We start from the raw sequence: 14246 nt of genomic DNA on the forward strand, positions 1-14246 counted from the left end.
CCCCTCACCTACGCCGTCCCCGACGCCCTCCCCGACGCCTTCCCCGACGCCGACCGTGACCTCCAAGCCAACGGTCGCCCCCACCGCCACTCCCACGCCGACGCGGTCGCAATCGCAGCGGCCGGATTACGTGCGGACGGTTCCGTACACGATGCCGGGCACCCATGAGTTCAACGGGCGGCTGTGGTTCACCGCCTGCGAGGACTACTCGCGGACGCAGCGCTGCCGCACGAACATCTGGGCATCGCAGGTGGTGTTGAAGGACGGCACGTTCGAGGTGAAGACCGGATGGGCCTTCAACAACCTGACGTACCTCCCGTTCATGGCGCGTGAGGCGTGGGCGGGCAACCCGCTCGGCCACACGGCAGCATGGACTGCTGCGGATGGTCGCAAGTGGCGCACGGAATGTGACACCGCTGCCACCGGCCGTGGTGGATGCCGTTCGTACACGATGACGACGGTGTACCGGGCGACGCCGAAAGCGTCGGGTGGGTACTCGTTCTCGCAGAGCAACGAGTGGGTGTTCAACAACATCGTGATGTTCACGTCCTGATCCTCATCGGGGCCTGACCCAGGCCGGGCTGGGGGCTGTCCCCCGCCTTGCCCGGTTCAGGCCCCATGGGGGGACGGGGACGTCTTTGTTGTCCCGACGGAAGACCATGGCAACTGCCCGGAAGAATTTCTGCGCCATTTTTCTCCCGCTTCGGCAGCGGGCACAGTTTTGTCAGTGCGGGCTATTTTAATAGTGTGTATGGACGACATGCGTGATCTGGGGCAACGGTACATCGCCGCGCTCTGGGACGCCGTGCCCTCGTTCAGCACCGGCCACGACACAGCGGATCGGCTCGCCGGCATGGTGGCCGCGGTGACCGAGGCCGAAGCCCAGCTGGCCGGGCTTCGGCTGCACCTCATCCACGAGGCCCGGCTCGCCGCCGCCGCACCCGTCATCGACCAGGTACGCCACTCGGTACGCACCACCACCGGCCAGGCGGTCGCCTCCCTGAAACTCGCCACAGACCTCGCCGAACGGTTCCCGCTGATCGCCGCCGCCCTCCACGAAGGCGCCATCTCCCTCGCCCAGGCCGAGGGCATCACCGACGGGCTGCGGAAACTCCCCGGCTCCCTCACCCGCGCAGACCTGGTGCAATGCCAGGAAACCATCCTCGAACACGCCGACACCCTCGGCCCCGCCGAACTGCGCGCCCTCGCCACCCGCCTCCACGAACTGGTAGACCCCAACGGCGCAGACGCCGCCGCCCAGAAACGCCTCGACGCCCAAGACCGCGCCGCCATGCGCAACCGGTACCTGCGTTTCACCCCAGACCACCACGGCGGCACCAGAGTCACCGCGCTGCTGCCCACCGCCCACGCCCACCTGCTGGAGGCGCAACTCGACGCCATCGAGCCGCCCCTGTCGTCCTACCGCGAGGCAGGAGAACTGCCCAGCCGGGAGATCCGCCGCGCCGATGCCCTGGTGCTGCTGGTCCAGACAGCCGCCGCCACCGGGCAACTGCCCGCCCACGGCGGGGACAGGCCGCAGGTCACCGTCACCCTGAACTACGACACCCTGCTCACCGGGCTCGGCCACGTCGGCATCGTGGGGGCGGAGGATCTCGACGGCCTCTCCGCCGGCGACGCCCGCCGCCTCGCCTGCGACGCGGAGTTGATTCCCGTCGTGCTCGGCACCGCGTCTCAGCCGCTGGATGTGGGGCGCAAGCATCGGCTGTTTCCCGCCGCCATCCGCACCGCGCTGGTCCTGCGCGACGGCGGCTGCGCGTTCCCCGGCTGCACCGCCCGCCCCGCCTCCTGCGAAGCACACCACATCATCCCCTGGTGGGCCGGCGGAGAATCCTCCCTTGTCAACGCGGTCTTGCTCTGTCCCCACCACCACCGCCTCGTTGAGCCAGACCCGCAACAGTCGGCCGAATCCCAATGGCAGGTCCACCTCGACCCCGCCACAGGGATGCCCTGGTTCACCCCACCCCGGCACATCGACCCCGCCCGCACACCACGACAACACCCCCGCCACCTGCTCCGCGCACTCACGCCACGCCCCAAGGCACCACCCTGCCCAGATGACCACCACGCAGAGCGAACCGACGGACCCAGCCTCGAAGAACTCCTCTCGCGCAGCGCGGAGGTATGGCACGCCACGGTCTGATCGAGCGGCCTCAACCGACGTTGACGGTCACGTCCCGAAGCGCGTAGCCCGAGATGACCTCGTCCCACCCGAGTTTCGGCTCACCCACCAGCGAGACGGGGTGCGCGAAAAGCCTCGTCAGCAGAATGTCGGACTCCTGGATCGCCAACGCGTTGCCCGGGCATTTGTGGGGCCCATCGCCGAAGCTCATCACTTCGGGGCCGATGCCGCGGGGCAGTTCCCGGCCGGGGCAGAGGTCCAACGGCGAGTCACCGACGGTGGCCGGGTCTGCATTTGCCTGGCGGATGTGCAGGTCGAGGAGTTGCCCCGCCCGCACCGTGTGGGTGACGCCCGCGTCCGTGAACGTGAACTCCTTCTCCGCCCTCCGGTACAGGTGACCGATGATCGGCTCCAGCCGCAGGATCTCGTGGAGGATCGCGTAGCGCTCGTCGTCGCGGGCCACGACGTAGCGCGAGCGCAGCGCGTCGTCGCGCAACAGGTGAAGGGCCGCCATCGAGATGAACTCGCGGGTGGTGGCCATGCCCGCCGCGCCGTAGGTGACGCACTCGATGAGGATGGCCGGGGCGCCGTACCCCTCGTCGATGAGGTGGCTGATGACGTCCTCCTGCGGCTGTCGCCTGCGGGCCCGGATGGCGGGGCGCACGTCCCAGAAGTAGAACCAGGCCATCGGCGCCGCCCCGCGCAGCGCCCGAAGAGCCGCCCGGACCGGTCCCTCGGCTCGGTCTGATGCCGGGTCGTAGACCGGCTGGTCCAGCAGACGCTCCAGGCGACGCGCCAGCCCCCGTCGACGCGAATCGGTGAGCCCGATCACCTTCGCCGCGACCTCCGTCGAATAGCGCAGCGACACGTCGTCGAGCCGCGCCCGCCCCGTGGCGGCCATCTCGGCCACCAGGGCGTCTGCACGCGATTCCATCAGCCCGCGATAGCGGGTGGCCACCGTCTTGGGCGCGAAGAAGCGCGCGATCTTGCTGCGCTGCTGCCGGTGCGGCTGCCCGTCCACGAACAGGATGGGTTGATCGGCCATGGTGCCGTCCGGGATGGACTCGGAGTTGAAGCCAGCCTGCGTGGTGGCGTCGCGCTCCCTGAGGATCTGGCGGACGGCCTCCGTGGAGCGGATCCGCCAGACACCGTCGAAGCTCTCAACGCTGGGGAAGGTAGTCTCCCCCGGTTCGACGGAGATCCGTCTGCAAGCGCCGTCGCTCATGCTCGTCAGCCTACTCCCGGTGTCCCGTGCACGGACTCAGCTGGCCGGGGCGGGTGCGGGGAACCTCTCCCACACCCGATGGCTGGCCAGGAGATCGGCCAGACCGGCCACGAGTTCCTCAGTGACCCCGGTCAGCACGCCGGGAGCGTCGAGTGGCACTCCGGCGGCCGCCAGCACCTCGCCGGACGCCGATTCGACGCCGATCGCCTTGCAATGCCGGTACATCTCGGCCACCAGCTTCACCACCCGCGGATCCACCGGTTGGCCGACGGTGTCCTGGCCTGCCTTGGCGTCGAACGCCGGAAGGGCATCCGGTGCAGGCTCGGGGGCGTCAACCACGATCACCGCGTCGAACTCGATCGATGCGGCGGTGAGGAACGTCCGATCCACCACCACGTCGCCGAGCTTGCCGCCGTGCGGAGCCGTGACGAACGGCACCATCCCAGCGGCCAGCACTGCGTCCTTCGCCGCGGCGATCGTCTTCGGGGCGGTGTCGGCGTCGACCACGAGTGCAACCTTCCGCCCGGTCACAGGCCACTTCTGGCCCACCTGCGACAACGCCGGGCTGGGCTCGACGTCTGCCGGCGGAACCGTCGGCTTCGGCACCGGCAGCCCGAGGCCCTGCGCCACCTGGGCGCAGAGTTCTGCGTCGATGTTGGCCAGGCATGCCAGTTGGCGCACCTTGATGGCCTCCTCGTAGCACTTGCCGAGTTCGAAGGTGTAGGCCCGCGCCAGGTGCTGCCGCTCTACTGGGCTGAGGGAACGGACGAAGAGCGTCGCCTGGCTGAAGTGATCCTCGAAGCTCGCCGGGCGCTCCCGCGTCTTGTCGCCCGCCACCGGCGTGGGGATGTCGATGAATCCTGCGTCGTCCTCGGTGGCCTCCGCAGGGTTCCCGCCGTCGAGGGAGTTGGGCTTGTACGGCGCGACCCCGCCGTGCACGGCGTGCTGGTGGAAGCCGTCGCGGAACATGTCGTTGACTGGGCAATGGGCCCGGTTGATGGGTATTTGGCTGAAGTTCGGGCCGCCCAGCCGGGTGATCTGTGTGTCGACGTAGGAGAACAGCCGCGCCTGCAGGAGCGGGTCGTTGGTGAAGTCGATACCGGGCACCAGGTGAGCGGGGTTGAACATCACCTGCTCGGTCTCGGCGAAGAAGTTGATGGGTCGCCGGTTGAGCGTCATGGTGCCGATGATCTCCACCGGGCACAGCTCCTCGGGCACGAGCTTCGTCGGGTCGAGCAGGTCAATGCCCTCGAACGTCTCTTCCTCGGTGTCCGGCATCACCTGCACGCCGAGGTCCCAGGCCGGGTAGGCGCCAGCGTCGATGGCGTCGTAGAGGTCGCGACGGTGGAAGTCGGGGTCGTTGCCGGCGGTGAGCTGGGTCTCTTCCCACACCTGCGAGTGCACGCCCTGTCGCGGCTTCCAGTGGAACTTGACCAGGCTGGTCTCACCGGCGTCGTTCATCAGGCGGAACGTGTGGACCCCGAAACCCTCCATCATCCGATACGACAGCGGGATGCCGCGGTCCGACATGTTCCAGGCCGTGTGGGCCTGCGCCTCGGTGTGCAGGGTCACGAAATCCCAGAAGGTGTCGTGCGCGCTCTGCGCCTGGGGGATCTCCTTGTCGGGTTCGGGCTTGACCGCATGGACGACATCGGGGAACTTGATGCCGTCCTGGATGAAGAAGACCGGCATGTTGTTGCCCACCAGGTCGTAGTTGCCCTCAGAGGTGTAGAACTTCGTGGCGAACCCGCGGGTGTCGCGCACCGTGTCCGACGACCCACGGAACCCGACGACGGTGGAGAACCGCACGAACGTCGGCGTCTCGACGCCCTTCTTCAGGAACGCGGCGCGGCAGATCTTCGTCGCGCGCCCGTTGGCCACGAACACGCCGTGCGCGCCGGTGCCACGGGCGTGGACCACCCGCTCAGGGATGCGCTCGTGGTCGAAATGGGTGATCTTCTCCCGCAGGTGGTGGTCCTGCAGGAGAATCGGCCCACGGGCCCCGGCCTTGAGCGAGCGGTCAGTCTCACGAAGCCGCGCGCCCACCGACGTGGTGAGGAACTCGCCCTGCTGGCCCACCGCCTCCGCAGGCGCCCCGGTGGGCGCTCCCGTCGGGGTGACCGTGTCGGGCCCCTGCTGTGAGGGCTTGGGCGGCGGTGGCGCCGTGGGTGCCGTCGGTTCCTCCACGGCCGGGTTCTCGACGCCGGGGCCGGGCGGCGGAACGGAGAGGGCGCCCTCGTCGACGGCGGCCTGCTGGGGCTTGGCGGACTTCTTCGCGGGAGACTTCTTCGTGGCCATGCGCGACTCTCCTTGATCGGGCGCCTGACGGCTGGATCCGACGGCGTTGGGGATCGCTCGAGTCTAATCACGCGATCAGCTCGCCAGCGGCGTTCATCGCGCAAAGGACTCGTGCAAAAGGGTGGCTGCCATGGCATGAAGAAAGGCCTAGCCGGTCATCGACCGGCTAGGCCTTCCGCTGGCGCGCTCGGCAGGATTCGAACCTGCAACCTTCTGATCCGTAGTCAGATGCTCTATCCGTTGAGCCACGAGCGCTTGGGCAAGAAGAGACTATACGCGGTTCTTCGCCGATTCGCCAAAACGGGGCCTCGTCCACGGAAATCCGCGTCACCGTCGTGTCGCATTCCTGCTAGTTCAGGCAGTCGTCGTCAGCCACACTGGAGGCATGCACACCGACGAAGCCGCCTGCCTCAGGGCGATCCGCGCGAAGGACGCGCGCTTCGACGGGGTGTTCTACACCGGCGTCACGTCCACCGGCATCTACTGCCGGCCCTCCTGCCCGGCGCGCACCCCGCAGGCCGGCAACGTGCGGTTCTACCCCACCGCCGCGGCCGCGCAGGCCGCCGGGTTCCGCGCGTGCAAGCGTTGCCTCCCGGGGGCGGCCCCGGGGTCGCCGGAATGGGACGTGCGCGGCGACACCGTCGCCCGGGCCATGCGCCTCATCGACGACGGCGTGGTGGACCGGGAGGGCGTCCCGGGGCTGGCCGCCACGCTGGGCTACTCGCCGCGCCAGTTGCAGCGGCTCCTCGCCGACGGCGTGGGCGCCGGGCCCGTCGCCCTGGCCCGCACGCGGCGGGCGCACACCGCGCGCACCCTGCTGGAGGCGACCGACCTGCGCCTCACGGATGTCGCCTACGCGTCGGGTTTCTCCAGCCTCCGCTCGTTCAACGCCACGATCGCCGAGGTCTACGCCGCCACCCCCACCGAGCTGCGCGCCCGCACCCGACGGCGGCCCACGCCGTCGAGCGGGGGCCTGACCTTCGTCGACCTCACCCTCCCCACCCGCACCCCCTTCTGCCCCTGCAACGTGTTCGGGCACCTCATCGCGACCGCGATCCCCGGCGTCGAGTCCTTCCACGACGGCGCCTACCACCGGACCCTGCGGCTCCCCTCGGGGTACGGGGTGGTGTCGCTCTGGCCGGCCGGCGCCGGTGGCGTCCGCGCCCGCCTCGGGCTCACCGACGTCTCACAACTCCCCACCGCCATCTCGCGGGTGCGGCGCCTGCTCGACCTCGACGCCGACCCCGTCGCGGTCGCCGACCACCTCGGCCGCGACCCCCACCTGGGCGCGCTCGTGCGGAAGCATCCCGGTCGCCGGATCCCTCGCAGCGTCGACGGTGACGAGTTGGCCGTGCGGATCGTCCTCGGGCAGCAGGTGTCCACCGCTGCGGCCCAGACCCACGGGGCGCGGTTGGTCACGGCGGTAGGCGCCGCCGTTGAGACCCCCGTCCCGGGACTCACGCACCTGTTCCCCACCGCCGAGGCCGTGGCGGAGGTTCCCGACTCGGCGCTGGCCTTCCCGGACTCGCGCCGCCAGACGCTGCGTCGGCTGGTCCGCGCGCTGGCCGGGAGTGAACTCGATCTGGGCGTCGGGGCCGACCGCGCCGAGGCTCGACGCACCCTGGCCGGCCTGAAGGGGATCGGTCCCTGGAGCATCGAGATGATCGCGATGCGAGGGCTCGGCGACCCCGACGCCCTCCCCGCCACCGACCTCGGCGTCGTCCGCGGCGCCGAGGCACTCGGCATCAGCCTCGCAGGCAACGACTGCTGGCGCCCCTGGCGCAGCTACGCCACGCAGTACCTGTGGGCCCTCACACCCCACGTCGTCAACACCATCCCGGGCCGTCCGGCCTGCCACCCGGAGGATCAATGAGCACCTACAGCATCATGGACAGCCCCATCGGCGCCCTCACGATCGTCGAGCGCGACGGCGGGCTGGCGGCCATCTACATGGTCGAGCACCGGCACGCGCCCGGCCCGGAGACGTTCGGCGACCGGGTGGAGGACGCCCTCCCCGAGGTCACCCAGCAGCTGCGCCAGTACTTCGACGGTGAGCGCACCGTCTTCGACCTGCCGCTGAACCCGGTGGGCACCGAGTTCCAGCGCTCGGTGTGGTCGGAGATGGCCGCCATCCCCTACGGCGAGACGCTCACCTACGGCGACATCGCCGCGGCGCTGGGCCGCCCCTCGGCCTCACGTGCTGTCGGCACGGCCGTGGGCCGCAACCCCATCAGCATCGTGGTGCCCTGCCACAGGGTGGTGGGCAGCTCAGGGAAGCTCGTCGGCTACGCCGGGGGCGTGGACCGCAAGGAGTACCTCCTGGCCCACGAACGGGGGCTGACCCGGTAACTGTCCTTCAGATGGGGTCACCCCCACCGATTCGGGCAGGGCGAGACCAGCTGGAGGACACTCACGGGGTCGAGGTGAGCCGCTCCAGGATCTCGAGCGCGTTGGAGACGCTGTCGATGGGCACCAGGAGGTGGTCATGGTGCAGCCCGGCCAGCATGTTGCAGCTGATCCCGGCCCCGGCGAGGGCGGTCGACACGGCGGCGGTCAGCCCCACCGCCTGGAGGGACGAATGCACCTCGAGCGTGATCCAGCCGAAGACGCCGTCGAAGGGCCCTTCGTAGTCGAGCGCCACCTCCTCCTCGAGGACCAGCGTGCGGCCCTCCTCCTCCACGATCACGGCCTGGGCCTCCACCTCGAGCGCCTCCCAGTCGTAGTCGTCGAGGGTGTCGTCGGCCCGGAGCACGTAGACGAAGCGCCCGTCGCGCACGGAGGGGGAGAGTTCGCGCAGCATCGCGCCGAGATCAGTGAGGGCAGCCATGGGCATCAGCCTAGGGCCGCGGGCATGGAGCACAGTGGCGCGGAGCGTCACGCCGGCGGCGTGAAAGCCCCGGAGACGCAGAAACCCCCGAAACGGGGGTTCTGGTTCACTGGCGGAGGTGGCGGGATTTGAACCCGCGATCGAGTTGAAGCTCGAAACCCGCTTAGCAGGCGGGCGCCATAGACCGGACTAGGCGACACCTCCAGTGCCGAACCAGCCTAGCCGAGCACAATGGTGAGCGCCAAAACAGTGCGGGTTACACTGGCGCGCAGGACCACCCAGGGAGCATGGATGAGCGACGACAAGCCGCGACGGGGCTACAGCCTCGGCGACGAGCCTGATTTCGACCTGCCCGAGGAGGGCTCGGAAGAGACGTCGGCGCTGCACCGCTCCCGCATGGAGGACCACAGCTGGTTCCGCGCCAGCGCCAAGCCGACGCCCGTCCCGCAACGCGCCCTGCAGGCCCGCGACGAGTGGGCCGACGTGCCGTTCGGCGAGGAACCCAAGCCCCGTCCCACCGCGAAACCGCGCCCCACTCCCCCGGCCGTGACGCTCGGCGGCACCCCCATCGGAGAGCCCGGGGCGGCGCTGCATCCCGACGAGGTGAAGCGCCGCAAGCTGCGCACCTCCCTGCTGCTCACCGCCGCGTCGACGATCCTGCCCGGCTCCGGCCTGCTGGGCGCGCCGCAGCGCTGGTTGAAGGTCGTCGGCGCTGCCACCGCGCTCGGCGCCCTGGGCCTGGGCCTCTACTTCCTCAACTGGGCGCTCCGCGACACCGCCAGCTTCGCCAGCATCGCCGTCGACCCCGACTTCCTGAACCGCGCCAGCGTCTCCCTCATCGTGCTGGGCCTGGTGTGGGTGGCGCTCATCGCCACCACGCACATCGCCACCCGCCCCGGCGGCCTCCAGCACGGGCGCAGGCTCCTGGGCGCCGCCATCGTGGCCGCCCTGGCGTTCGGTGTCAGCGCACCGTCGGCGTTGGGCGCCCGCTACTCGCACGACCAGATCATGCTGGTGGAGAGGGTCTTCGGCCCCGGCGGCGACACCGGCGACGGCGGCGTGCAGTCCACTTCGCGCCCCACGCTGGCCACCGAACCGCAGGTGGACCCCTGGAAGGACGTCCCCAGGGTCAACGTGCTGCTGCTGGGCGCCGACGGTAACGAGGCCCGCGCGGACGAGGTGGAGAAGTACAGCGTCCGGACCGACACCATCATGGTGGCCTCCATCGACACGGCCACCGGCGACACCTTGCTGGTGCAGATTCCCCGCAACGTGCAGTACACGCCGTTCCCGGAGGACTCGGAGATGGCTGAGGCGTTCCCCCGGGGCTTCCGAGGCGAGCCGGAGGAGGAATGGCTGGTCAACAGCATCTGGGCCAAGGTGGAACTCGATTACCCCACCCTGCTGCAGGGCAACACCTACCGCGGCGCGGAGGCCCTGAAGGAAGGCGTCGAGGGCATCACGGGCCTGGAAGTCGACTACTTCATGATGCTCGACATCGACGGCCTCCAGCAGCTCATCAACGCCATGGGCGGCGTCGTGGTCAACATCAACGAACCGTTGCCGAAGGGCACCGCCACCAACTGTCGCGATGAGGACCGCTGCCTCCTGCCGGGCCCGAACCAGCGCCTCAACGGTTACGACGCCATGTGGTACGCCCGGAGCCGCAAGACCACGTCGGACTACTCCCGCATGGCGCGCCAGTCGTGCCTGATTGACGCGGTGATCAAGCAGGCGAACCCCGCCACGATGTTGACCAGCTACGAGGGCATCGCGCAGGCCGCGTCCCACATGGTCACCACCGACATCCCCCAGCGCGACCTCAAGGCCTTCGTGCAGCTGGCGTTCCGCGTCAAGGACGCCAAGGTGCAGCGGCTGGTCTACTCGCCGGGCAAGAACGGCTACTCGTACGCGGATCCGGATTTCGAGGCGATGCGCCAGTCCGTCGAGGACGCGCTGAACCCGCCGTCGCCCACGCCCACAGCGGTCGCGCCCACGTCGGTTGCCCCCACCTCGGCAGCCCCCTCGACGCCGGCGCCCGCCGAAGAAGAGACCACGGCGTCACCGTCGCCCTCCGGCACGCCGGAGGAGTTGCAGGAGGGTGCGCAGACCGTCGCCGACGCGTGTGCGTGGAACGGCGAAGCCGAGTAGTCGGGGCCTAAATTCCCTTGACCGTGCGGAGACGCTCGCGCAGATCCGTGACGACATCGTCGACCTGCTTCGGGTCGTTCCCCGGGAACATCAGGTAGGTGGCCCGCTCGTGCCCGTGATGAATGGTCACCCGGGTGCCGCTCTGGGTCTGGGTGACCTTGCTCACGTCGAGCCAGCGGCCCTCGCCCTCGACCTCGCGGCCGCGCACGCGGTAGCCGTCGTCGTCGAACGTGACCTCCACCGCCAGGCGGCTCATCGACGTGAAGGCCAGCACCAGGAGGACCAGCCCGGTCACCATCACGACGCCTCCCAGCACCGCCCAGAGCACATGCCAGCCGGAGCTCAGCGACGCGACCAGGAGCACCGCGCCCAGCAGGCTGCTCACGGCGGCGATCGCGAAGGCCCGCACGGGGGGACGCGGCTGGATGAGGTAGACCGTCTCAGGCATGGGGCTGAGCCTACCTGCCGTCACCCGCTACCATGGTGGGGCACTGGCGAGGTCGCATAGTGGACTAGTGCAGCCGCCTTGAAAGCGGCCGAGTGGCAACGCTCCGTGGGTTCGAATCCCACCCTCGCCGCCAATTCGGAGGAGAACATGCCACCCAGGTCGCCGTTGCCGCCCCGTCACGGGCTGCAGGCAGCGTGGGTGCGCACTCCGGACAGGGATCCTGACAACGCCCTCCCCTGGCCCACCATGCGCGAATGGCTCGTCCACAAACTCGCCACCTCGCCGGAGGACGTCGACGAGATGCTCGCCCGCGGCGCGTTCGTCGACGACCGAGGCCGGCCCTGGACCGGGCGCGAGGTCTACCGCCCGCACACCTTCGTCTGGTTCCACCGCGAACTCCGCGACGAGGCGGAGGTGCCCGGCGAACTGACCGTCCTCCACCGCGACGAGCGCATCGTCGTGTTGGACAAGCCGCACTTCCTCTCCACCATCCCCCGCGGCCGGCACGTGGTGCAGAGCGCCGTGGTCAAGGCCCGCCAGGCGTTGGACCTGCCGGAGCTGTCCGCCGCGCACCGCCTGGACCGCGGAACGGCCGGCGTGCTGCTGATGACCACCGAGAAGCGCTGGCGCGCCGCCTACCACTCCGTGTTCACGGAACGAACGGCGGTGAAGGTGTACCGGGCCATCGCCCCGTTCGACGAGGGGCTCAGCTTCCCGCGGCGCGTGGAGTCGCACCTCATCAAGCGCGTCGGCACCATGCAGGCCGAGACCCTGGAGCGCGAACCCAACGCCTTCACGGAGATCGACATCGTCGAGGTGCGCGGCAGCCACGCGCTCTACGAGGTGCGGCCGCTCACCGGGAAGACCCACCAGATCCGCGCGCACTTCGACCAGCTCGGCATCCCCCTCCTCGGAGACCCCCTCTACCCGGACGTGCTGCCCACGGAGATCGACGACTTCTCCACCCCGCTGCGCCTGCTGGCCTATTCGTTGGAATTCCCGGACCCGGTCGACGGCGAACCCCGCCGGTTCGTCTCCCGACGCGGCCTCAATTGGGCCTGACAAGCACCTCCACCGGATCGAGGTCAGTCACCACAAGGGGATGACGTGATCCGGTGCCGCTGTTAGGGTGACGTGATGAGGTGGCCTCTGATGCGACGACGACGTGCCCTGGGCTCCGGCCTGCTGGGCCTGCTGATGGCGCTCGGGTTCCTGATCGTCCCGATGAGCGACACCGCTGTCGCGCTGGACGTCTACACCACCCCCGGTACGCACACCCTCAATGGTCGACAGTGGCGCACCACCTGCGAGGTGTACTCCTCCACCGTGGAGCGGTGCCGCACCGAGATCCAGGCAACCACCGTCACCTACAGCGCGGGCCGCTACGTCGAGAGGTACGGCTGGACCTTCAACAACCTCACCTACAAACCCTCCCCCCGGGCGCAGTGGGTGGGCAACGCGCTGGCCACGCCCGGCGAACACACCAGCGGCGGGCGACGCTGGAAGACCGAGTGCGACACGCAGTGGACCGGCCGCGGGGCCTGCCGGTCGTCGATCTGGATGACGACGTACACGCGCGGCTCATCGGGCGGCTACGTGGCGCGCGGTCAGTGGGTGTTCAACAACATCGTGCGCTTCACCGACTCCGGGGTGGTCGCCTCATTCTGTGAGCCGGACTCGGCGGTCGGCGGCCTTCGCTACACCGATCCGGGGGCCGCTTCAGGAAGCCCGGAGCCCTCGGATGCAGCCACCTATACGGAGGGCACCGCAGCTTCGACGGTGCCCCCGGACACAGCCGAGCCGCTCGTCGAGGCGACCCAGCAGGCGTTGGCCGCATCCGTGACCATCCGGTCGGTGCAGCACCCGGTGTATCCCACGGGAGTGCTCTACGACCGCCTCGGCGACATCGAGGTCACCGGGACGGTCAGCGGCGGCGACGACGGGGCCACCGTCGCCATCGAGCTGCGCGACGCCGCGGGTGTGGTGCGTTCCTCCTCCACCGCGACCCTCAGCGGCGGCGCCTTCACCGCCACGCTGGCCGGCGGGTTCGTCGGCCAGGCCACCCTCGTCGTCACCTCTGCGGGAGGCGAGGCGACCCGCGCGGTGGAACTCCGCCGCGCCGACGTCACCCTGACCTCCGCCACCCGCATCGACCCGCTCGGCACGGCGACCATCACAGGCCGCGTCGCCCCCGGCATCGGCGACCTCCTCGTACAGGCCTACGCCGCGGTGCCCGGCGGCTGGTTCAAGGCCGGCGAGGCGCGGACCACTTCCGACGGCAGCTACCAGCTGACCTACCGGCACGGGCTCGGCACGCTCGGCACCACGCAGGTCAGGATGTGCGCCAATCTCCCCTGGGGGACCACCATCCCCAGCAGCGCGTCGCTGGGCATCGAGCGGGCCCGCATCGCCAACCCGGTGATCTCGAACACCACGGCCGCCGAGGTGTCGGCCACGTACCGCAGCGGCTGCCCAGTGGGCCCCAGCGGCCTGAGCACCATCCGCATCAACCAGCAGTCGATGGACGGGCGGGTCTACCGGGGCGAGATCGTGGTGCGGCGCTCGCGCGCGGCGGAGGTGGCCGACGTCTTCCGGCGCACGTTCGAGGCGGGGTTCCCGGTCTATCAGATGACCAACCCAGACGTGTTCGGCGGCGACGACCTGGCGATGATGGCCGCCAACAACACCTCGGGCTTCAACTGCCGCAGCGTGGTGGGCAACCCGTATGCGATGTCGCCGCACAGCTACGGCTATGCGGTCGACGTCAACCCGTGGCAGAACCCGTACCGCGACCCCACCGGGAAGTGGCACCCCAGCACCGCGCACGTGCAGCGCACCCCCGTCGTGCCCGGCATGCTCACCACGACCAGCGCCCCCGTGAAGGCGTTCCAGTCGCACGGCTGGAGCTGGTTCTCCGGGTGGGACTGGCACCACTTCGAGAAGCGATGAGCGCCAGGTTCGCGCGGCACTCGGCGCTCGCGGTGGCAGCGCTGCTGTCGGCGTGCGCCCCGTCCCCGGAGACGCCGGAACCGACGGTGGCCCCACCCACGCCCAGCGTCTCGACGGCCGCCGGGCCCACCTCCACGCCCAGCGCTGAGCCCACCGTCGAGCCCTCCCCGTCGACCGCCACGCCGACGGTGGACCCGAGCCCCTCGGG

General features: G+C 69.9%; 11 protein-coding genes, 3 tRNA genes and 1 pseudogene. 9 read left to right on the forward strand and 6 right to left on the reverse strand.

The genetic code is table 11. The annotated features are described in order from the left end of the window. The first annotated feature begins 151 nt into the window (after positions 1-151). Positions 152-553, forward strand: a complete 402-nt coding sequence (locus tag C3E87_RS14280) for a hypothetical protein (RefSeq protein ID WP_233120828.1) — start codon at positions 152-154, stop codon at positions 551-553. Positions 554-751: 198 nt separating this feature from the next. Continuing rightward, entirely contained in the window at positions 752-2161 is a 1410-nt protein-coding gene (locus C3E87_RS14285; RefSeq protein WP_076064156.1) for an HNH endonuclease signature motif containing protein, read from the forward strand. A gap of 10 nt (positions 2162-2171) precedes the next feature. On the opposite strand, the gene C3E87_RS14290 is transcribed toward C3E87_RS14285, so the two are convergent. From C3E87_RS14290 to C3E87_RS14300, 3 genes are all read right to left on the reverse strand, one after another. Then, positions 2172-3365: a cytochrome P450 gene (locus tag C3E87_RS14290; RefSeq protein ID WP_076064158.1), complete on the reverse strand. Its 1194-nt coding sequence runs from the start codon at positions 3363-3365 to the stop codon at positions 2172-2174. Positions 3366-3401: 36 nt separating this feature from the next. Beyond that, entirely contained in the window at positions 3402-5663 is a 2262-nt protein-coding gene (locus C3E87_RS14295) for a catalase (protein WP_076064161.1), read from the reverse strand. A 179-nt stretch (positions 5664-5842) separates the two neighbouring features. Beyond that, positions 5843-5918: transfer RNA gene (locus tag C3E87_RS14300), tRNA-Arg, on the reverse strand. A gap of 130 nt (positions 5919-6048) precedes the next feature. On the opposite strand from C3E87_RS14300, the gene C3E87_RS14305 reads away from it, so the two are divergent. Beyond that, positions 6049-7536, forward strand: a complete 1488-nt coding sequence (locus C3E87_RS14305; RefSeq protein WP_076064163.1) for a DNA-3-methyladenine glycosylase 2 — start codon at positions 6049-6051, stop codon at positions 7534-7536. Continuing rightward, positions 7533-8012 (forward strand): methylated-DNA--[protein]-cysteine S-methyltransferase, encoded by a 480-nt coding sequence (locus C3E87_RS14310; protein WP_076064166.1) that lies wholly within the window; start codon positions 7533-7535, stop codon positions 8010-8012. Before C3E87_RS14305 ends, C3E87_RS14310 begins: the two co-directional genes overlap by 4 nt. Before the next feature lie 61 nt (positions 8013-8073). Here the strand turns inward: C3E87_RS14310 and C3E87_RS14315 are convergent, their stop codons facing one another. Both C3E87_RS14315 and C3E87_RS14320 read right to left on the reverse strand, forming a co-directional pair. Continuing rightward, entirely contained in the window at positions 8074-8490 is a 417-nt protein-coding gene (locus tag C3E87_RS14315) for an ACT domain-containing protein (protein ID WP_076064168.1), read from the reverse strand. 110 nt (positions 8491-8600) lie between these two features. After that, positions 8601-8694: transfer RNA gene (locus tag C3E87_RS14320), tRNA-Ser, on the reverse strand. Positions 8695-8781: 87 nt separating this feature from the next. Between C3E87_RS14320 and C3E87_RS14325 the strand changes: the two genes are divergently transcribed. After that, positions 8782-10641 carry an LCP family protein gene (locus C3E87_RS14325; RefSeq protein ID WP_083665703.1) on the forward strand — a complete coding sequence of 620 codons (1860 nt, stop codon included), beginning with the start codon at positions 8782-8784 and terminating at the stop codon, positions 10639-10641. 7 nt (positions 10642-10648) lie between these two features. Here the strand turns inward: C3E87_RS14325 and C3E87_RS14330 are convergent, their stop codons facing one another. After that, a complete protein-coding gene (locus tag C3E87_RS14330; protein WP_076064170.1) occupies positions 10649-11089 on the reverse strand; it encodes a hypothetical protein in 441 nt (146 codons plus the stop codon). Between the two features lie 45 nt (positions 11090-11134). On the opposite strand from C3E87_RS14330, the gene C3E87_RS14335 reads away from it, so the two are divergent. From C3E87_RS14335 to C3E87_RS14350, 4 genes and pseudogenes are all read left to right on the forward strand, one after another. Then, positions 11135-11222 (forward strand) — tRNA-Ser (locus tag C3E87_RS14335). Between the two features lie 113 nt (positions 11223-11335). After that, positions 11336-12151, forward strand: a complete 816-nt coding sequence (locus C3E87_RS14340) for a pseudouridine synthase (RefSeq protein WP_198928330.1) — start codon at positions 11336-11338, stop codon at positions 12149-12151. 90 nt (positions 12152-12241) lie between these two features. Next, entirely contained in the window at positions 12242-14038 is a 1797-nt protein-coding gene (locus C3E87_RS14345; protein WP_076064172.1) for a M15 family metallopeptidase, read from the forward strand. Then, positions 14035-14246: pseudogene (locus C3E87_RS14350) on the forward strand (hypothetical protein); the annotation flags it as partial. The gene C3E87_RS14345 and the pseudogene C3E87_RS14350, both read left to right, overlap by 4 nt.

The sequence above is a fragment of the Tessaracoccus sp. ZS01 genome, from assembly GCF_022342445.1.
GTDB lineage: Bacteria > Actinomycetota > Actinomycetes > Propionibacteriales > Propionibacteriaceae > Arachnia.

Bases quoted from the DNA above. Each gene is read 5' to 3' on its own strand.
- C3E87_RS14340 (WP_198928330.1), top strand. From the start codon at position 11,336: ATGCGCGAATGGCTCGTCCACAAACTCGCCACCTCGCCGGAGGACGTC.
- C3E87_RS14315 (WP_076064168.1), bottom strand. From the start codon at position 8,490: ATGGCTGCCCTCACTGATCTCGGCGCGATGCTGCGCGAACTCTCCCCC.
- C3E87_RS14310 (WP_076064166.1), top strand. From the start codon at position 7,533: ATGAGCACCTACAGCATCATGGACAGCCCCATCGGCGCCCTCACGATC.
- C3E87_RS14280 (WP_233120828.1), top strand. From the start codon at position 152: ATGCCGGGCACCCATGAGTTCAACGGGCGGCTGTGGTTCACCGCCTGC.
- C3E87_RS14295 (WP_076064161.1), bottom strand. From the start codon at position 5,663: ATGGCCACGAAGAAGTCTCCCGCGAAGAAGTCCGCCAAGCCCCAGCAG.
- C3E87_RS14290 (WP_076064158.1), bottom strand. From the start codon at position 3,365: ATGAGCGACGGCGCTTGCAGACGGATCTCCGTCGAACCGGGGGAGACT.
- C3E87_RS14325 (WP_083665703.1), top strand. From the start codon at position 8,782: ATGAGCGACGACAAGCCGCGACGGGGCTACAGCCTCGGCGACGAGCCT.
- C3E87_RS14330 (WP_076064170.1), bottom strand. From the start codon at position 11,089: ATGCCTGAGACGGTCTACCTCATCCAGCCGCGTCCCCCCGTGCGGGCC.
- C3E87_RS14285 (WP_076064156.1), top strand. From the start codon at position 752: ATGGACGACATGCGTGATCTGGGGCAACGGTACATCGCCGCGCTCTGG.
- C3E87_RS14305 (WP_076064163.1), top strand. From the start codon at position 6,049: ATGCACACCGACGAAGCCGCCTGCCTCAGGGCGATCCGCGCGAAGGAC.
- C3E87_RS14345 (WP_076064172.1), top strand. From the start codon at position 12,242: ATGCGACGACGACGTGCCCTGGGCTCCGGCCTGCTGGGCCTGCTGATG.